Annotated in this window: 16 protein-coding genes and 2 pseudogenes; 7 read left to right on the top strand and 11 right to left on the bottom strand. The window is 71.2% G+C overall.

Annotation, left to right across the window (positions count from 1 at the left end):
- A partial coding sequence (locus tag ACWCYY_RS39475; protein ID WP_449798827.1) for a LuxR C-terminal-related transcriptional regulator occupies window positions 1-467 on the top strand: 467 nt, incomplete at its 5' end.
- A gap of 109 nt (window positions 468-576) precedes the next feature.
- Window positions 577-993, top strand: a complete 417-nt coding sequence (locus ACWCYY_RS39480; protein ID WP_449798828.1) for a pyridoxamine 5'-phosphate oxidase family protein — start codon at window positions 577-579, stop codon at window positions 991-993.
- A 37-nt stretch (window positions 994-1,030) separates the two neighbouring features.
- Here the strand turns inward: ACWCYY_RS39480 and ACWCYY_RS39485 are convergent, their stop codons facing one another.
- Entirely contained in the window at window positions 1,031-2,740 is a 1,710-nt protein-coding gene (locus tag ACWCYY_RS39485) for a sensor histidine kinase (protein ID WP_345285253.1), read from the bottom strand.
- Between the two features lie 99 nt (window positions 2,741-2,839).
- Window positions 2,840-3,366, bottom strand: a pseudogene (locus ACWCYY_RS39490) (MmyB family transcriptional regulator).
- 222 nt (window positions 3,367-3,588) lie between these two features.
- On the opposite strand from ACWCYY_RS39490, the gene ACWCYY_RS39495 reads away from it, so the two are divergent.
- The gene (locus tag ACWCYY_RS39495) at window positions 3,589-4,449 is read left to right on the top strand and encodes an aldo/keto reductase (RefSeq protein WP_449798829.1); all 861 of its coding nucleotides are present in this window, start codon (window positions 3,589-3,591) and stop codon (window positions 4,447-4,449) included.
- Window positions 4,450-4,514: 65 nt separating this feature from the next.
- Here ACWCYY_RS39495 and ACWCYY_RS39500 read toward each other — a convergent pair whose 3' ends face one another.
- Together ACWCYY_RS39500 and ACWCYY_RS39505 are read right to left on the bottom strand one after the other, a co-directional pair.
- Window positions 4,515-5,843 (bottom strand): thioester domain-containing protein, encoded by a 1,329-nt coding sequence (locus ACWCYY_RS39500; protein ID WP_345285259.1) that lies wholly within the window; start codon window positions 5,841-5,843, stop codon window positions 4,515-4,517.
- A gap of 479 nt (window positions 5,844-6,322) precedes the next feature.
- On the bottom strand, window positions 6,323-6,538 hold the full coding sequence (locus tag ACWCYY_RS39505; RefSeq protein WP_449798830.1) for a hypothetical protein: 216 nt from the start codon (window positions 6,536-6,538) through the stop codon (window positions 6,323-6,325).
- Here ACWCYY_RS39505 and ACWCYY_RS39510 point away from each other — a divergent pair.
- The 4 genes from ACWCYY_RS39510 (at window position 6,537) to ACWCYY_RS39525 (ending at window position 9,027) form a co-directional block, all read left to right on the top strand.
- Complete coding sequence (locus ACWCYY_RS39510) at window positions 6,537-6,980, top strand: hypothetical protein (RefSeq protein WP_345285263.1); 444 nt, start codon at window positions 6,537-6,539, stop codon at window positions 6,978-6,980. The genes ACWCYY_RS39505 and ACWCYY_RS39510 overlap by 2 nt on opposite strands.
- Before the next feature lie 8 nt (window positions 6,981-6,988).
- Complete coding sequence (locus tag ACWCYY_RS39515) at window positions 6,989-7,162, top strand: hypothetical protein (RefSeq protein WP_345285265.1); 174 nt, start codon at window positions 6,989-6,991, stop codon at window positions 7,160-7,162.
- A gap of 240 nt (window positions 7,163-7,402) precedes the next feature.
- Complete coding sequence (locus ACWCYY_RS39520) at window positions 7,403-8,023, top strand: hypothetical protein (protein ID WP_345285267.1); 621 nt, start codon at window positions 7,403-7,405, stop codon at window positions 8,021-8,023.
- A gap of 50 nt (window positions 8,024-8,073) precedes the next feature.
- Window positions 8,074-9,027 carry a helix-turn-helix domain-containing protein gene (locus ACWCYY_RS39525; RefSeq protein ID WP_449798831.1) on the top strand — a complete coding sequence of 318 codons (954 nt, stop codon included), beginning with the start codon at window positions 8,074-8,076 and terminating at the stop codon, window positions 9,025-9,027.
- 240 nt (window positions 9,028-9,267) lie between these two features.
- Here the strand turns inward: ACWCYY_RS39525 and ACWCYY_RS39530 are convergent, their stop codons facing one another.
- From ACWCYY_RS39530 to ACWCYY_RS39560, 7 genes and pseudogenes are all read right to left on the bottom strand, one after another.
- Window positions 9,268-9,939 (bottom strand): response regulator, encoded by a 672-nt coding sequence (locus ACWCYY_RS39530; RefSeq protein WP_449798832.1) that lies wholly within the window; start codon window positions 9,937-9,939, stop codon window positions 9,268-9,270.
- Window positions 9,936-12,488, bottom strand: a complete 2,553-nt coding sequence (locus ACWCYY_RS39535; RefSeq protein WP_449798833.1) for an ATP-binding protein — start codon at window positions 12,486-12,488, stop codon at window positions 9,936-9,938. The genes ACWCYY_RS39530 and ACWCYY_RS39535 overlap by 4 nt, the downstream gene beginning before the upstream one ends.
- A 115-nt stretch (window positions 12,489-12,603) precedes the next feature.
- Entirely contained in the window at window positions 12,604-13,254 is a 651-nt protein-coding gene (gene kdpC / locus ACWCYY_RS39540; RefSeq protein ID WP_345285277.1) for a K(+)-transporting ATPase subunit C, read from the bottom strand.
- Window positions 13,255-13,274: 20 nt separating this feature from the next.
- Window positions 13,275-15,386: a potassium-transporting ATPase subunit KdpB gene (gene kdpB / locus ACWCYY_RS39545; protein WP_449798834.1), complete on the bottom strand. Its 2,112-nt coding sequence runs from the start codon at window positions 15,384-15,386 to the stop codon at window positions 13,275-13,277.
- Window positions 15,386-17,047 (bottom strand): potassium-transporting ATPase subunit KdpA, encoded by a 1,662-nt coding sequence (gene kdpA, locus ACWCYY_RS39550; protein ID WP_345285281.1) that lies wholly within the window; start codon window positions 17,045-17,047, stop codon window positions 15,386-15,388. The genes kdpB and kdpA overlap by 1 nt, the downstream gene beginning before the upstream one ends.
- 2 nt (window positions 17,048-17,049) lie before the next feature.
- Window positions 17,050-17,139: a K(+)-transporting ATPase subunit F gene (gene kdpF, locus ACWCYY_RS39555; protein ID WP_345285283.1), complete on the bottom strand. Its 90-nt coding sequence runs from the start codon at window positions 17,137-17,139 to the stop codon at window positions 17,050-17,052.
- Window positions 17,140-17,470: 331 nt separating this feature from the next.
- A pseudogene (locus ACWCYY_RS39560) lies at window positions 17,471-18,123 on the bottom strand (DNA-binding protein); the annotation flags it as partial.

Consider the following 18,123-nt stretch of genomic DNA (forward strand, 5'->3'; position numbering starts at 1 on the left):
GCCGGGAACTGCGCTCGCGGATGCCGGGCCTGGCGTGCCTGATGCTGACCTCCTTCGACGACGAGGAGGCCCTGCTCGACTCGATCATGGCAGGTGCCGCCGGGTACGTCCTCAAGCAGATCAGCGGCACCGACCTGGTGTCCGCCGTCCGCACCGTCGCTTCCGGGCAGTCCATGCTCGACCCCGGGGCCACCACGCGGCTGATGGCCCGCATGCGCGGTGACAGCACCCCTCAGGTGTCGGCGTTCCCCGAACTCACCGGCCGCGAGCACGAGATCCTCGCCCTGATCGGCGAGGGCCTGACCAACCGTCAGATCGGGGAGCGGCTCTACCTCGCGGAGAAGACCGTCAAGAACCACATCTCCCGGCTGCTCGCCAAGCTCGGGGTGGAACGCCGCGTGCAGGCAGCCGTCATCGCCACCCAGGCACTCGGCGCGGACCGGCACCCGGCCGGCCGCCCCGGCTGAGCAGCCGGGTACGTACGCGTACCGCCCATCCGCTCCGGGACCGTCCGGCGGACCCTCGGGGACCATCGGCCCCTCACCAGGGGGGCCGCCCCGAGCGAACATCGATGACATGAAGCCCGATCAGATCCCAGCACCAGCCGATCCCGTGCCGCTCGACGAGGCGGAGTGCCTGCGCCTGCTCGACACGGCGGCGGTCGGCCGAGTCGTCTACACGGTCGGCGCCCTGCCCGCCGTGCTGCCGACCCGCTACCGCCTGGGCAGCGGCGGTGTGCTGCTGCGCGCCGCCGCCGGGTCCGATCTGGTCCGCGCCATCTCCGGCTCCCTGGTGGCCTTCGAGGCCGGCGAGGTCCGCCAGTCGGACGGCAGCGGCTGGACAGTCACCGTGCTCGGCAGGGCCGAGGTCACCGACGGCCCGGCACCGGACGACCTCGCCCCGGCCCGGCAGCACGAACAGGTCACCGTCCTGATCCACGCGGAGCTGGTGACCGGACGCCTCCTGGCTGCCTCACCGAGCTGCGCCAGGTGAGGCCGACCTCCTTGACTCCGCTGTTTTGTAGGGCTGTTCAACCACCGAGCGGTGCCGACCACACCAACCTCGCGCCTCCGCCCGGCGGAACGGCGAGCTCGAGCGTGCCGCCCAAGCCCTCGGCCCGCTCCGCGAGGTTCCGGAGGCCGCTGCGCCTTCCCTGCTCGGGAATCCCCACGCCGTCGTCCTGCACCGTCAGCACGACCTGCGTACCCGTCGCCTGCAGCACCACCTCGACCCGTCCGGCGTTCGCGTGCCGTACGGCGTTGCTCAACGCCTCGCCCAGGACCGCCACCACGTGGTCGGCCACGGCCGTGGGGACATCGGTGTCCAGCAGACCTTCCATGCTCAGCCGGGGCGCGAACCCCAGTGCCGCCTGAGCCTCCTCGACCACCTTCACCGCCCGGGCCCGCAGACCGCCTTCCGCCCTGTCCTCCCGGGCCCGCAGTCCGAAGATCGTCGAGCGAATGATCTTGATCGTCTCGTCCAGGTCCCCCACCGCGCGCATCACCCGGTCCGACGCCCCGGGATGGTCGATGAAGCGCGCCGCGCTCTGCAGGGTCATCCCGGTGGCGAACAGCCGCTGGATCGCCAGGTCGTGCAGGTCCCGGGCGATCCGGTCCCGGTCCTCCAGCATCGCCAACTGCTCGGCGTCCCGGCGGCGGGACGCCAACTCCAGCCCGAGCGCGGCCTGGTCCGCGAAACCCAGCAGCGGTCCGGTCTCCTGCTCGGTGAACGCCGCCTCCCCAGCACGGCGCGCCAACACCAGGACACCGTCGATGTGCCCTCCGGTCCGCCCCAGCGGGACCGCGACGGCCGGGCCCAACCGCTCCGTCCGCCGCGGATCGTCCACCAGGCGCGGATCGGCGACGACGTCGAAGGTGCTGACCGGAGCCCCCTGCGTGAGCGCCGCACCGGAGAGCGTGCCCTCCCGCGGCACGACCAGGCCGGTCCTCTTCCCCACGTCCCCGCCCAGCGCGAGTTCGACCCTCAGCGTCTCCCCGTCGGCCTCCGGCAGGACGATGTCCGCCAGCTCCGCACCGGTGATCTCCCGGGCCCGCTGCGCGATCAACTCCACCACCTGGGTGCGCGGACTGCCCGACAACAGACTGCGGGTGATCTCCGCACTCGCGCTGAGCCACTGCTGCTGGCGCTGCGCCTCCTCGTACAGCCGCGCGTTGTCGATCGCCACCCCCGCCGCCACGGCCAGCGTCGCGATCACCGACTCGTCGTCGGCGTCGAACTCCTCGCCGCCCCGCTTGTCGGTCAGGTAGAGGTTCCCGAACACCTTCTCCCGGACCCGGACCGGCACGCCGAGGAAGGTCTTCATCGGCGGATGGTTCGCCGGGAACCCGTAGGACGCCTGATGCTGCGACAGATCACCCAGCCGCAGCGCCTCCGGGTGGCTGATCAGCTCACCCAGCAGCCCCTTCCCGGTCGGGTGGGGGCCGATCGCGGCCACCTCCTCGGCCGACATGCCGACGGTCAGGAACTCCGAGAGCCGCTCCCCGTCCGGACTGATGATCCCCAGGGCCGCATAGCGGGCGTTCACCAGCAGGGCGGCGGCCTCCACGATCCGCCGCAACGCCTGGGTGAGGTCCAGCTCCCGGCCGACCGACAACACGGCTTCCAAGAGGCTGTGCACCCGGTCCCTGGTCCCGCGGGCCGCGTCGATCCGCGCCTGCAACTCCTCGAGCAGTTCGTCCAGCCGCAGTTGTGGAATCCGCGGCCGCAGATCGTCCCCCACACGTGCCTCCTCGTCGTCACCGGCCGCACGATTCTTCCAGACACCGACTGCCCACGACGGCCGGCGAGCTGTCGCCGGGGGCGGCCACCGTCGTCACGCTCACCCGGATCTGGTGGTGCTGGAGGGTGTCGGTGCTGGAGTGCTCCAGCTGGCGAGGAGGTCAAGGGCTTCCGCGTCCCGGCTGCCGGGTGGGACGGCGCAGAGGATGAGGTGGAGGCCGTCGTCGGCGGTGAGCCGGGTGGTCTCGTAGCTGAAGGTGAGGTCGCCGACGAGGGGGTGGTGGATGCGCTTGGCGCCGGCGCGGTGGTGGCGGACGTCGTGGCGGGCCCACCGCCGGCGGAAGGCGTCGCCACCGCGGGTGGAGAGTTCGCCGATCAGGTCGGAGAGGGCCTTGTCGTGGGGGTACGGCCGGCTTCGGCGCGCAGGGTGGCGACGTTCTGGTCGGCGACGGTGTCCCAGTCGGGGTAGGACGCGGTGGCGCCGGGGTCGAGGAAGGTGAAGCGGGCGGCGTTCGCCGGGCGGGCGGGGCTGTCGAAGACGGGGGCGAACAGGGCGCGGGCGAGGGTGCTGGCGGCCAGGAGGTCGAGGCGGGCGTTGCGGAGGTGGGCGGGGACGCCGCTGATCATCTGGACGAGGTTGCGCAGCCCGGGGCGGACGGGTTGGCGGGCGGGCCGGGACGGCGCTGCGGCCCCGGAGTGCGGGCCCACCGCCCGGAAGCAGCATCCCGACCGCTCGGGCCTCGTCGCCACCGGGCGGCGGCCACGGATGCGGGCCACGCTGGGAGCGCCCTTCCCCGGGCCCCGGCCGGACGGACTCACCACGCGCTCGAACGAAGAGGGATCACCACCGTGCAGCACGTCACCCTGAACAACGGCGTCCGGATGCCGGTCCTCGGCTTCGGCGTCTACCAGATCCCCGCAGACCGGACCGAGCAGGCCGTCACCGACGCCCTCGCGGCCGGCTACCGGCTGCTGGACACCGCCGCCGCCTACGGCAACGAGGAAGCCGTCGGCCACGCGATCAAGAACAGCGGTATCGACCGCAGGGACCTGTTCATCACCACCAAGCTGTGGGTCCAGGACTCCCCCGCCCAGGACAACACCCGCCGCGCCCTGGACACCTCCCTGGCCAAGCTCGGCCTGGACCACGTCGACCTGTACCTGATGCACCAGCCCTACGGCGACGTCTACGGCCAGTGGCGCGCCATGGAGACGGCCCAGCGCGAGGGCCTGACCCGGGCGATCGGCGTCGCCAACTTCCACCCCGACCGCCTCCTGGACCTGATCCTCAACAACGAGACCGCCCCGCAGGTCAACCAGATCGAGACCCACCCCTTCTACCAGCGCGACGCGGACCACGCCCTGATGCGCGAGCACCGGGTGCAGCACCAGGCGTGGGGCGGCTTCGCCGAAGGCAGGAACGACCTGTTCGTCCACCCCGTGCTCGCCGCGATCGGCGTGGCGCACGGCAAGTCGGTCGCGCAGGTGGTGCTGCGCTGGCTGATCCAGCGCGACATCGTCACCATCCCCAAGTCCGTCGACCCCGGCCGGATGGCGCAGAACATCGACGTCTTCGACTTCGAGCTCACCGACGGGCAGATGAAGCAGATCGCGACCCTCGACACCGGCCGGACCCTGTTCTTCGACCACCACGCAGGCGTTCGGTCTCCCGTCACCTTGACGGGGGACCGAACGTACCGGCTTGGGTGAAGGCCCTGGGCAATGCCCTGACCAGGCAACTCAGGTGTGAACCGGGCGCATGCGCGCCGGGGCGGTCAGTGGCGCCGTCGCCGGGCCAGGCCGATCAGGACCAGGGCTGTGCCGACGCCGAGAGCAACGGCCGCCGAGGCGGCGGCGGTGACGGCACTCGCGCCGGTGTGGGCGAGTTCGCCGTCAGCCACGGGAGTACCGCTGGGCCCGGCCGGTCCGGTTGTCGTTCCGGTCGGCTTGGTGTCGGTTTCGCGGCTCGGTGTCTCGTCGGGCTTGGGGATTTCGGAGGAGCCGGACGCAGTGGGGGTGGGGGACGGCACCGATCCGGATCCATCGCTGCCCGGTTGTTCCGGCTTCGCTCCGCCCCCGGGCTGTTCCGGTCCGCTGCCGCCGGGTTCCTCGGGGTTGCCGGGGTCCTCCGGGGTGCCGGGTTCTTCGGGGCTCTCGGAGGGCGGTGGTGTGGCGTCGTTCGCGGTCCACCCCGCCTCCGCGGTCGCGGTGACGGGGATCCGGCCGGCACCGCGTACCAGGAGGAGGTCCTGGCTGTCGGGGCTGACCAGTGCTCGCCCCTTGGTCGCCGGGACGGAGGCTGTTGCCGTGATGCCTGCCCGGCCCGCCTCGGCGTCGGCCGGGGCCTTCACGAACAGCTGCTCACCGTTGCCGGCGGGGTGGGTCAGTCGGCCCTCGCCGTCGGAGAGGACCCTGCCCGTCCGGTCGGTCAGTGCGGCGCCGGCCTTGACTGCGGCCGGGTCGAGGGAGGCGTGGACCTCGTCGCCGGTGGAGGCGATCACCATCGGGCCGAGCACCTCCCCGGCCCTTCCGGTCACGGTGTCGGGGGCGAGGGAGAGCGGGGCCGCCGGTTCCGGAGCGTCGACGGCGTGGGAGGCCAGGTAGTCGGCGAGTTCGGCCCCCGCGGAGTCCCACGGCACGCCCGTGACGTGGTTGGTGATGCGCCAGATGGCGGCCTGGGTCGCGCCGGCCGCCGCGTTCTTGGACAGCGTGCCGCCGACCAGCTCGCCGAGCTCGCCCTCGGTGACGTTCGGATAGCCGTGCTGGAGGATCCAGTTGACCTTCCCCGCATCGGAGTTGCCCTTCAGCGTGGGCACGGCGGACGGGGCCGTCTCCCGGTAGAGCGATCCCGTTCGCAGATCGCTCCTGGCGTCGAGGCAGTACACAAGGAACGTGCTGCCGTCCGAGGTGGTCACCTTCACCAGGCCACCGGGTGCGCCGTCGTCCTTCTCGCCACTGAGGCGGATGTAGTCGTTCTCGGTGAGCTCGACGGTCGTGATGAGGGTTCCTGCCGCCGCCTCGGTCGGCCCCTTCGGGCGACCGTCCGCCGCGGTGGCCGCTGCTGGTGCGAAGCCGCCTCCGGCCAGCAACCCGGTCGCGAGCACAACGGTGGCCGTTCGGTTTGTGCGTTTCCACTTCACTTGCGAGGTCGTCTCCTACATGAGGGGCCTGCCGGCCCCGGTCTTCACGGAACAGCATTTCTTTCCGACCTCACCCTTCACTCCGTGGATCTGCCCGGGTAGGCATTACCGGCCTATCCCCCCATAGAGATGACCTATGGGGGGTGGATTCAACACCAGCAGCCGAATGCCGACCCTCGGAAGAAGGACCAACGGTCCGAGGTCGCGGGACTTAGGTCCTGATTTCCACGGACACCGGAAAGACCGCTTTCGCATTGCCGTCATGTGTGCCAAAGTCCCGGAGGCAAGATCGCCTTGGCGCGTCAGCGCGGCGCCACTCCGGTGGAGGCCGCCACGCCGGCCCGGCGTCGGCGGCCCAAGAAGGCGAAGCAGGCCGAGTGACTCCTGGAATTCCGCTAGGCACGCACGCCCCGGGCCATTCGCATGCACCAGGGCCACGGCAATCACCGGTCGCAATTCAGGAAGATGCAGCGAGGCGCGCAGGAACCTGCACCAAATCCGCCCGGCTTGCCCTGCGGTGGCGGATAGATTTGAATCGCCCCGTCCGGGGCCTGCTCCTCGCCGCCTGAACCGGAAATAACCCATCGGAGGGAAGAAATGAATTCTCGATTGTCCCGGCCGTTCTCGGTCACGGTCGCCGCGACCATCGCCTGCTCCATGCTTCTGGCCGCCGCCGGCACCGCCTCGGCCGCCACCGCGCCCCACCGCGATCCCGAAACCATTGCCGTGGCCCAGGCCGACCCCACTCAGCGAGCCGTCACCCAGCAGATACTGGCTGCCGTCGAAGCGGCCCGCGACCGGCTGGAACCGGGCCGGTCCACCCTGGTCCACGCGTCGGCCGGGGTCACGGTGTACCTGGACAACGTCGACGGCACCCTGGTCCTGCGGGGCGACACCGGCCCCGAGCCGCGCGGGTTCTGCCACGTCGCGGCCATGTCCGCCGTGTCCGCCATCGGAGCGGCGGTCTTCGGAGCGGCGGCACTGGCCGGCGGCATCACGGTGGTCGGCATCGCGATCTCCGCCGAAGCCGCAGGAGCGCTGTCCTCCGCACTCGCGGTGGGCTCCGGTGTCTCCGCCCTCGTCTCCACCTACATCTGCTGAGCCCCGGCATGCGAGAGCTCCTGGCCTGCTTGGCCGTACTGGACATCGTGGTGGTGACCGGATCGATCGTCACCCGACGCGAGGGCGAGGGCCGTTCGGGCACGGCGTGGACGGCCGCGCTCATCGCCGTCAACACGGCCCTCGGCGTCGCCACCCTGTGCTGGTTGGCCCTCGGCGACTGAACCCCTCACACCCGCACCACAGTTCCTGGCACCCGCCCCGTCCGGCGGGTGCCAGGTGACGGGAGGGCGGTCGCCGACCGGCCACTGACCGCCCTCCCGTCAGCCGGACCCGGGCGCGCAGCCACCGGGCTGCGGACCCGGCCGGCGCCCTCCTTCCACTCGCACCCTCCCGCCCCGGAGCCCCCCGTGCCCCTGCGTCGCTCCCGATCACACTCCGTCCGCAGCGGTCGGCTCACCCCGATGACCGCAGGCCACACCACTGCGGCCGAGCCGCCCGCCGGCCGCTGGCTCGTCTCGGGCCCGGCCACCTTCGCGACGATCGGCTTCCTCTCCCAAACCCTGTCCCACCTAGGCCCCATCACCAGGCCCCTCGCACCGTGGTGCATGATGTGGCTGCTGCTCGTCGGCCTCACCGCACGAAACCACCGTGCCGCGCGGGGCACCGGCGCGGCCTTCGGCGCCCGCTGCCTGGCCACCGCCGCCACCTGCTACCTCGCACCGGACACCCTGACCGGGCGGAGCACCCTCTCCTGGCCTGCCGTGGTCTGGCTCATCGTGCTGGCCGCCGCCGCGGGAGCCCTCGCCGCCACCGCCGCCCGCGCCGCCACCACCCCCGCCCGCACCACCGCGACCACCGCCGCCGCTTCCGCCCTCTTCCTCGCCGAACCCGCCCTGCACCGCCAGGAACCCTCCTTCGCCCTCGCGCTCGGCCTCGGCTGCGCCGCCGCCACCGCCCTCCAGAGCGGCCGTGCCCGAACCGAGCGGCTGCGCGCGGCCGCCCTGGCCCTGCCTCTGACGATCGCGGCGACGACAGCCGTCCTCGCCGCACCCGTGCTCTTCGCCCACCTGCCGGGGACCTGAATCCCACCGCCACAGCCGACGCCCCTCGCCAGCCCATCCTGGAACAGCCGATGAACGACAACGCCCTCGCGGTCCTGGGCCTGCACGCCCACGACGAGCGCGTCTACCGCACACTGCTCCGCGCTCCCGGCATCGCGGCGCCCGAGGTCGCGTCCGCCTGCGGTCTCCCCCTCGACACCGCCCACCAGGTGCTGGAACGACTCCAGCACCTCGGCGTGGTGACCCGCCGAGGCCAGGACACCTTCCACGGCACCGATCCGCACACCGTCTTCGACCACCTCAGCCAGCGCCGCCTCGTGCGACTGCAGTCCCAGATCCGGCAGATCGCCGCAGCACATTCGCTGATGGGGAGCCTCCTGCCGGACCGGCGCGCTCCCGAACGTGACGTCGAGCGCATCGAGGGCCTCGAGCAGATCCTGGACCGCATCGACGCCCTCGCCTTCTCCGCCCACGACGAGTGCCTGACCACCCACCCCGGGCCGATCATCACCGCCGCCCTCGACACCGTCAGTGCTTCCAACCGCAGACACCTCCGCCGCGGCCTGCGGATGCGCACCGTCCTGCACACCGCGGCACTCGACGACGAGCGGGTCCGCGCCCACGCCGGCGACCTCACCGGACTGGGCGCGGCGGTGCGCGCCACCGACCGCCCGCTGGGCCGGATCGTGCTCTTCGACCGGACCACCGCCCTGGTCGCCGCCGACCCGCGCGACATCACCGCCGCCGCCCTGATCGTGCGTCACCCCGGCCTGGTGGCACAGCTGCTGGACCTCTTCGAACAGCACTGGGAGTGCGCTCGTCCCCTGCTGGCGCCACGGCCGACCGCCACCGACCGCGACGTGCTGCGGACCATGGCCGGCGCCGGCAAGGACGAAACCGGAGCACGGGCCCTCGGCATCTCGGTCCGCACCTACCGCAGCCGCATCGCGGACCTGATGCGCCGTCTGGGAGCGGACAGCCGCTTCCAGGCCGCTCTGAAGGCCCGCGAACAGGGCTGGATCTGATCCCGGCCGGTCTGCGCTCGCCACCAGCCTCAAGGTCCCGCTGCTGATCGCCGACGTCACCCAGCCGGGCCCGCCGGCCGACGTCGGCGTGCAGCGGAGCCGAGCCCTGCTCGCCCTCGACGTCGAGCTCGCGACCACCGTCGACCGCGCACTGCGCGACTCCTACCCCCACGGCCTCACCCGCAGCCGAAGCGTCTCCGCCCCCTCCGCCTTCGCCACCAGGCCTCGACCTCCGGGCGTTCAGGGTTCGTAGCGGTAACCGATGCCCGGTTCGGTGACCAGGTGGCGGGGGCGGGCGGGGTCGGGCTCCAGCTTCTGGCGCAGGCCCGCGAAGTAGACCCGCAGGTAGTTCGAGCGGTGTTCCTGGTCGGGGCCCCAGACCTCGCGCAGGATCTCCCGGCCGGGGACCAGGCGGCCCGGCCTGGCCAGCAGGATGGTCAGGATCTTCCACTCGGTCGGGGTGAGCCGGACGGGCCCTTCGGGGCCGGTGACGGTCGCCGCCGCGACATCGACCACGTGGGTGCCCACGGTGGCCTTGGGTGGCTGTCCGATGGCCGGGCGGCGCATCACCGCGCGCAGCCGGGCGAGGAGCTCGTCCATGACGAAGGGTTTGGTGAGGTAGTCGTCGGCGCCCGCGTCCAGGGCGCGGACCTTCTCGGCGGGGTCGGCCCGGCCGGAGAGCACGATGATCGGCACCGTGCTTCCGGCCCGCAGGCCGCGGATGATGTCGATGCCGTCGATGTCGGGCAGGCCGAGGTCGAGCAGGACCGCTTCCGGCATCTGACGCCCCGCCAGGTCGAGGGCCTCCGCACCGGTCGCGGCGGTGCGGACCGCGTACCGGCGGGCGTGCAGGTTGATCTTCAGTGCGCGCAGGATCTGAGGTTCGTCGTCGACGACCAGGATCTGGCTCACGGTGCCGCCTCCTGCGGATCGGTGTCAGGGTCGGATTCGGGTCCGGCGGCGGGGAGGGTGAGCAGCATGGTGGTGCCGCCGCCGGGGGTGTCCTCGACGTCGAGGGTGCCGTTCATCGCCTCGGCGAGGCCGCGGGAGAGGGCGAGGCCGAGGCCGGTGCCGGTGGTGTTGTCGGTGTCGCCGAGGCGTTGGAAGGGGAGGAAGACGCGGTCGCGGTCCTCGGGCGGGATGCCGGGGCCGCGGTCGACGACGCGGATCTCGACCCGTCCGGCGTGGGTGGAGGCGGTGACCAGGACGGGGGCGCCGGGGGCGTTGTGGCGCAGGGCGTTGGTGATGACGTTGGCCAGCACGCGCTCCAGCAGCGGGGGGTCGGCGAGCACGGGCGGAGCGTCGGTGAGACCCCAGGGTTGGACGGGGGCGTCGGGGTCGGCGAGGGAGTCGACGGCGCGCGGGAGGACCTCGTCGAGGTGGGTGGGGGCGAGGTGCAGGGTGAGGGCGCCGGCCTGGAGGCGGCTCATGTCGAGCAGGTTGTCGACCAGGCGGGTCAGCTTGAGGAGGGATTCGTCGGCGGTGGCGAGGAGTTCGGCGGTGTCCTCCTCGGAGAACTCGACGTCGGGGCTGCGCAGTGAGCCGACCGAGGCGAGGGCGGCGGCGAGCGGGGTGCGCAGGTCGTGGCTGACGGCGGCGAGCAGGGCGGTGCGCATCTTGTCGGCGGCCTTGATGGGTTCGACCTCGGCGGCGGCGGTGGCGAGGCGGTCGCGCTCCAGGGCGGCGCCGACGTGGGCGGCGAAGGCGGTGAGGACGCGCTGGTCGGCGGCGGGCAGCCGACGGCCCGTCAGGACGAGCAGGGCACTTTCGGCGACCGGGACTTCGGTCGTCTCGCTGCCCTCGGCCGGTTGGCTGTGGGAGTCGCTGCGTGCCAGGACGTCACCGGTGGTGCGCTCCAGCAGGGCGACGGTGTCCATGCCGAAGGCGGTGCGGCACTTCTCCAGCAGGGCGGGCAGCGCGTCGGCGCCGCGCAGCACGCTGCCGGCCAGGGTGGAGAGGGTCTCGGCCTCGGCGGTGGCGCGGGCGGCGCGGGTGGTGAGGCGGGCGGCGCGGTCGACCACGGTGGAGACGGTGAGGGCCACGGCGGCGAAGACCGCGAGGGCGATGACGTTGTTGGGTTCGGTGATGGTGAAGGTGTGGACGGGTGGGATGAAGTAGTAGTTCAGCAGCAGGGAGGCGACCACCGAGGCGAGCAGGGCGGAGACCGCCCCGCCGAGCAACGCGACCGCCACCACGCCGAGTTGGAAGATCAGCGCGTCGGTGGTGAGGTTCAGCGAGGTGTACGAGAGCAGAACGGTGAGCAGGACCGGCAGGACGAGTCCCGCGGTGTAGCCGGCCACCGTGCGCCGGTGGGAGTGGCGTCGGCCGAGCGAAGGCAGCCGGCCGCGCCCGCTGAACTCGTGGGTGACCATGTGGACGTCGATGTCCTCGGAGGCGTCCACGGTGGTCTCGCCGATGCCGGGGCCGGTGAGGAAGCGGTTGACCCGGCCGCGGCGGCTGGTGCCCAGCACCAGCTGGGTGGCGTCGTGGGCCCGGGCGAAGGCCAGCAGCGCGGTGGGGATGTCGTCGCCGACCACCACGTGGTAGCTGCCGCCCAGGGTCTCCACCAGGTGGCGCTGTTCGGCCAGCGCACCCGGTGAGGCACCGGCCAGGCCGTCGCTGCGGGAGATGTGCACGGCCAGCAGCTCACCCCCGGCGGTGCGGTCGGCGATCCGGGCGGCGCGCCGGATCAGCGTCTGCCCTTCGGGGCCGCCGGTCAGGGCCACGACGACGCGCTCGCGGGTCTCCCAGACCCGGTCGATGTTGTGGGTCGCGCGATAGTCGCGCAGGCCCTCGTCGACCCGCCCGGCCACCCAGAGCAGGGCGAGCTCCCGAAGGGCGGTGAGGTTGCCGACCCGGAAGTAGTTGGAGAGCGCGGCGTCCACCTTCTCGGCCTTGTAGACGTTGCCGTGGGCCATCCGGCGGCGCAGCGCCTGCGGGGCCATGTCGACCAGCTCGATCTGGTCCGCCCGGCGCACCACCTCGTCCGGGACGGTCTCCCGCTGGGGGATGCCGGTGATCTTCTGGACGACGTCGTTGAGGGATTCGAGGTGCTGGATGTTGACGGTGGTGATGACGTCGATCCCGGCGGTCAGGATCTCCTCGACGTCCTCCCAGCGCTTGGCGTGCCGCCCACCGGGGATGTTGGTGTGGGCGAGCTCGTCCACCAGCACCACCGAAGGACCGCGTTCCAGTACGGCGTCGAGGTCCATCTCGGTGAACTCGGTTCCCCGGTAGGTCCGTTGGACCCTGGGCATGACGTCCAGGCCCTGCAGCATGTTCTCGGTGTGCCGGCGGCCGTGGCACTCGATGTAGCCCACCACCACGTCCGCACCGCGTTCCTGGCGTCTGCGGGCCTCGTCCAGCATCCGGTACGTCTTGCCGACACCGGGGGCGGAACCGAGGTAGACCCTCAGCCGGCCGCGTCGGTGCGCGGTGCCGGGAGTGAGGTCGCGGGGCATGGGCGCTGCTCTTTCCTGCGAGGTCGACGGTCGGGGAACGCGGGCGAACCGGCCCGGACGCGGGTGTACTTCCCGCGTCCGGGCCGGTTCGGCTAGTCAGAACTCTGAGATGGGGTCACTTCTGCTCGCTGATCGCCTTGTTGAGCAGGACGACGTTGACGCCCTCCTGGCCGAGGAAGCCGAGAGTGGGGCCCTCGGTGTACTTGTCGATCAGCTTGTTCAGGGTGTCCGCGGAGAGCTTGCGCTCCTTGGCGACCCGGGCCACCTGCTGCTGGGCGTAGGCCTTGGAGATGTGCGGGTCGAGGCCGGAGCCCGAGGTGGTCAGCGCGTCCACCGGGACGGTGGACGGGTCGACGCCGTCGAAGGCGGCGACCGCGGCGCGGCGGTCCTCGATGTCCTTGAGCAGCTTGTCGCTGTTGGGGCCGAGGTTGGAGGCGCCGGAGCTCTTCGGGTCGTAGGGGTAGGCGGCGGGGCGGGGCTGGAACCACTTCGGGTCCGGCTGGGCGGCCTCGTCCGCGTCGTCGCCCGTGGTCGAATCAGAAGGGGCGGCCTTCTTGGGGAGGTCGAAGGTCTGGCCCAGCAGGCTGGAGCCGACCTCCTTCCCGTCCGACTTGACGATCGATCCGTTCGCCTTGTCGGCGAAGGCGAGTTGGCTGATGCCGGTGACGGCCAGCGGGTAGGCGATGCCGAGGATCACGGTCATCACCAGCAGCATCCGCAGCGCGGTCCAGTGGTTGCGCACGGAGGCGGGCAGGGGCTTGGACATGATTGCTCTTTCCTCCGTTTTCAGCTCAGGCCGGGGATGAACTGGACGACCAGGTCGATCAGCTTGATGCCGATGAACGGCACCACCAGACCGCCGAGGCCGTAGATCCCGATGTTCCGGCGCAGCAGCGAACTGGCGTCGGAGGGACGGTACTTGACGCCGCGCAGGGCCAGCGGGATGAGCCCGATGATGACCAGGGCGTTGAAGATGATGGCCGAGGTGATGGCGGACTGCGGGCTGTGCAGGTCCATGATGTTGAGCTTGTCGAGGCCGGGGTAGACGGTGGCGAACATCGCGGGGATGATCGCGAAGTACTTGGCCACGTCGTTGGCGATCGAGAAGGTGGTCAACGAGCCGCGGGTGATGAGGAGTTGCTTGCCGATCTCGACGATCTCGATCAGCTTGGTGGGGTTGGAGTCCAGGTCCACCATGTTGCCGGCCTCCTTGGCCGCCATGGTGCCGGTGTTCATCGCGACGCCGACGTCGGCCTGGGCCAGCGCGGGGGCGTCGTTGGTGCCGTCGCCGGTCATCGCGACCAGCTTGCCGCCCGCCTGCTCCTTCTTGATCAGCGCCATCTTGTCCTCGGGGGTGGCCTCGGCGAGGAAGTCGTCCACGCCCGCCTCCTCCGCGATCGCCTTGGCGGTCAGCGGGTTGTCGCCGGTGATCATGATGGTCTTGATGCCCATCCGGCGCAGCTCGTCGAAGCGCTCCCGCATGCCCTCCTTGACCACGTCCTTGAGGTGGATGACCCCCAGGGCGCGAGCAGGGGCGGAGCCGATCCTGGACGCGACCAGCAGCGGGGTGCCACCTGCGGCCGAGATCTGCTGGACGAGGTCGGTCACGTCGGTGCCGACGGTGCCGCCGTTGTCGGTCACCCACTGGGCGACGGAGCCGGAGGCGCCCTTGCGGACCGAGTGGACGCCGTCGGCCTCGTCGAGGTCTACACCCGACATCCGGGTCTGGGCGGTGAACGGGACCCAGGTGGCATGCGCCAACTCGCCCTGGGCGCGGGCCCGCAGACCGTAGTCGGTCTTGGCGAGCACCACGATCGAGCGGCCCTCGGGAGTCTCGTCCGCCAGCGAGGAGAGCTGGGCCGCGTCGGCCAGCTCGTCCGTGGAGACCCCGGTGGCGGAGAGGAACTCGGCGGCCTGGCGGTTGCCGAGGGTGATGGTGCCGGTCTTGTCGAGCAGCAGGGTGTTGACGTCGCCGGCCGCCTCGACGGCCCGGCCGGACATCGCCAGCACGTTCCGCTGCACCAGCCGGTCCATGCCGGCGATGCCGATCGCGGAGAGCAGCGCGCCGATGGTGGTCGGGATCAGGGCGACCACCAGGGCCACCAACACGATCATCGACTGCGGGGCGCCCGCGTAGGTGGCCATCGGCTGCAGGGTGACCACCGCGATCAGGAAGACGATCGTCAGCGAGGCCAGCAGGATGTTGAGCGCGATCTCGTTCGGCGTCTTCTGCCGGGCGGCACCCTCGACCAGCGCGATCATCCGGTCGATGAACGACTTGCCGGGCTCCGAGGCGATCTTCACCACGATCCGGTCGGAGAGCACCTTGGTGCCGCCGGTCACCGCGGAACGGTCACCGCCCGACTCGCGGATCACGGGGGCGGACTCGCCGGTGATGGCCGACTCGTCCACGCTGGCGACGCCCTCGACCACGTCGCCGTCGCCCGGGATCACCTGCCCGGCCTCGACCACCACGTGGTCGCCGAGCTGGAGCGCGGTGCCGGGCACCTCCTCCTCGGCCTGGCTCCCCGGCCAGTTGACGAGGCGTCGGGCCATGGTCTCGGTCTTGGTGCGGCGCAGGGTGTCGGCCTGGGCCTTGCCCCGGCCCTCGGCGACGGCCTCTGCGAGGTTGGCGAAGATGGTGGTGAGCCAGAGCCAGACGGTGATGGCCCAGGCGAAGACGGACGGGTCCGCGATCGCGGCGACGGTGGTGACCACCGAACCGACCTCGACCACGAACATGACCGGGTTCTTGACCATGACGCGCGGGTCGAGCTTCTTCACCGCGTCCGGCAGCGAGGCGGCGATCAGCTTCGGGTCGAGCAGACCGGCGGAGACTCTGTGCGGAGCCTGCGGCTGCCCGGCCGGAGCGGGAGTGGGGGTAAGGGTGGACGACATCAGTGGAGACCTTCCGCGATCGGCCCGAGAGCCAGGGCCGGGAAGTAGGTGAGGCCGACGACGATCAGGACGACGCCCGACAGCAGGCCCACGAACAGCGGCTTGTGGGTGGGCAGGGTGCCCGGGGTGGCGGGGACGGGCTGCTGCTTGGCCAGCGCACCGGCCAGGGCCAGCACGAACACCATCGGCAGGAACCGGCCGAGCACCATGCACAGACCGAGCGCGGTGTCGTACCAGGTGGTGTTCACGGTGATGCCCGCGAACGCCGAGCCGTTGTTGTTCGAAGCCGAGGTGAAGGCGTACAGCACCTCGGAGAAGCCGTGCGCCCCGGAGTTGAGCATCCCGGCGCGCTGGTCGGGCAGGGCCATCGCGACACCGGTGCCGACCAGCACCAGGGTCGGGGTGGTGAGGATGTAGAGGGAGGCGAACTTCATCTCCCGCCCGCCGAGCTTCTTGCCCAGGTACTCGGGGGTGCGCCCGACCATCAGACCCGCCACGAAGACCGCCACGATCGCCAGGATCAGCATCCCGTACAGGCCGGAACCGGTACCGCCGGGCGCGATCTCACCGAGCATCATGTTGAAGATCGTCAGACCGCCGCCGAACGGCGAGTACGAGTCGTGGAAGGAGTTCACCGCACCGGTCGAGGTCAGCGTGGTGGAGGCGGCGAACAACGAGCTGGCCGCTATGCCGAAGCGCTGCTCCTTGCCCTCCATCCCGGCGCCGGCGGCCTGCGAGGCGAGGCCGGAGTGCTGGAACTCGAAGAAGGTGATCAGCGCGGTGGAGGCGATCCAGAAGATCGCCATCACCGAGAGGATCGCGTAGCCCTGACGGTTGTCGCCGACCATCCTGCCGAAGGTGCGCGGCAGGGCGAAGGGGATCAGCAGCAGCAGGAAGACCTCCAGCAGGTTGCTGAAGCCGTTCGGGTTCTCGAACGGGTGGGCGGAGTTGGCGTTGAAGAAGCCGCCGCCGTTGGTGCCCAGCTCCTTGATGACCTCCTGCGAGGCCACCGGCCCACCCGGGACCGACTGCTGACCCCCGGTCAGGGCGGCCACGTCGTGGAAGCCGTGGAAGTTCTGCACCACGCCGTTGGCGACCAGGACGAGGGCGAACACGAAGGCGAGCGGCAGCAGCAGGCGCAGGTTGATCCGGGTGAGGTCGACCCAGAAGTTGCCGACGCGGTCGGTCTTGTTCCGCGTGAAGCCGCGGATCAGGGTGGCGACGACGGCGATGCCGACGGCGGCGGAGACGAAGTTCTGCACCGCGAGGCCGGCCATCTGCACCAGGTGGCCCATCGCGGACTCGCCGCTGTAGGACTGCCAGTTGGTGTTGGTGGTGAAGGAGATCGCGGTGTTCCAGGCCTGGTGCGCCTCCATCTCGGGGACCCCGAGGCTGAGGAGCAGGTGCGTCTGAAGGCGGATCAGGGCATAGAGGAAGAGCACCGAGACGGCCGAGAAGGCCAGCACCGAGCGCAGGTAGACGGGCCAGCGCTGGTCCGCCTCCGGGTCGACGCCGATCACCTTGTAGATGCCGCGTTCGACTCTGAGGTGCTTGGCGGTGGTGAGGAGCTTGGCGATGTAGTCGCCAAGGGGGCGGTGGCACAGGGCCAGTGCGCCGACGAGGGCGAGGGCCTGCAACCAGCCCGCGAGAGTGGAGCTCATGGTCAGAACTTCTCCGGGTAGATCAACGCCACGATGAGGTAGCCGACGAGCGCGACGGCGACGATGAGACCAGCGATGTTCTCGGCGCTCACAGCTTCTCCACCCCCCGTGCGATGAGGGCGATGACGGCGAACACGGCGACCGTGACACCGACGTAGATCAGATCGGACATGGGCTCCACCAGAGTGGTTCAGGACCTGGCCGCGGATGGCCTGATCGGCTCCTCACGGCACCGGTGGCAGACCGGCTCGCACAGCAAACCAGCCGGTCTGCGCGGGTTAAGGCGCCCTGACGCCCTCCATACGGATGAATCGGCTACATTGACGCGCTCTTGATATCCGCTTCATACAGACGAGACCGGCCCTTGGCCGGAACGTGTCGGGCCCCGGGACGGCGCTGCCTGTCCCGGGGCCCGACGGTGTGTCAGATCTTCTCCGACGCTTGGACGTCCTCGGCCTTGGCCGGTTCGCCTCGGCGGACGGAGCCGGGTGCCCGGCGAGCCGGGCGGTCGGCCCGCGGGGCGGAGGAGAGTTGCCAGGGGACGCTGATGACCATGACGCCGGGGGTGAAGAGCAGGCGGCTCTTCAGCCAGAGGGCGGACTGGTTGTGCAGCAGGGTCTCCCACCAGTGACCGACCACGTACTCGGGGATGAAGACCGCCACGGCGTCCCGGGGACTGGTCCGGCGGACCGAGCGGACGTAGGCGGTCACCGGCTTGGTGATCTCCCGGTACGGCGAGTTGAGCGCCTTCAGCGGCACCTCGATGCCGAACGCGTCCCACTGGGCTCGCAGTTCGTCGGTGGACTCCTTCTCCACCTCCACCGTCAGCGCTTCCAGGGTGTCCGGCCGGAAGGCCTGTGCGTAGCTGAGGGCGCGCAGGGTGGGCTTGTGCAGCTTGGAGACCAGCACGATGGCGTGCACCTTGGAGGGCCGCCCCGACTCCGCCCGCGGGTCCTCGACCGTCAGCTCGGCCGCCACGCTGTCGTAGTGGCGGCGGATGCCGCGCATCATCATCCAGAGCGCGGCGGCGGCCAGGACGGCCAGCCAGGCGCCCTGGGTGAACTTGGTGGCCAGCA

The sequence above is a fragment of the Kitasatospora sp. NPDC001664 genome (assembly GCF_053596675.1).

Bases quoted from the DNA above. Each gene is read 5' to 3' on its own strand.
- ACWCYY_RS39480 (WP_449798828.1), top strand. From the start codon at position 577: ATGAAGCCCGATCAGATCCCAGCACCAGCCGATCCCGTGCCGCTCGAC.
- ACWCYY_RS39510 (WP_345285263.1), top strand. From the start codon at position 6,537: ATGCTTCTGGCCGCCGCCGGCACCGCCTCGGCCGCCACCGCGCCCCAC.
- ACWCYY_RS39505 (WP_449798830.1), bottom strand. From the start codon at position 6,538: ATGGAGCAGGCGATGGTCGCGGCGACCGTGACCGAGAACGGCCGGGAC.
- ACWCYY_RS39515 (WP_345285265.1), top strand. From the start codon at position 6,989: ATGCGAGAGCTCCTGGCCTGCTTGGCCGTACTGGACATCGTGGTGGTG.
- ACWCYY_RS39520 (WP_345285267.1), top strand. From the start codon at position 7,403: ATGACCGCAGGCCACACCACTGCGGCCGAGCCGCCCGCCGGCCGCTGG.
- ACWCYY_RS39525 (WP_449798831.1), top strand. From the start codon at position 8,074: ATGAACGACAACGCCCTCGCGGTCCTGGGCCTGCACGCCCACGACGAG.
- ACWCYY_RS39535 (WP_449798833.1), bottom strand. From the start codon at position 12,488: ATGCCCCGCGACCTCACTCCCGGCACCGCGCACCGACGCGGCCGGCTG.
- kdpC (WP_345285277.1), bottom strand. From the start codon at position 13,254: ATGTCCAAGCCCCTGCCCGCCTCCGTGCGCAACCACTGGACCGCGCTG.
- kdpB (WP_449798834.1), bottom strand. From the start codon at position 15,386: ATGTCGTCCACCCTTACCCCCACTCCCGCTCCGGCCGGGCAGCCGCAG.
- kdpA (WP_345285281.1), bottom strand. From the start codon at position 17,047: ATGAGCTCCACTCTCGCGGGCTGGTTGCAGGCCCTCGCCCTCGTCGGC.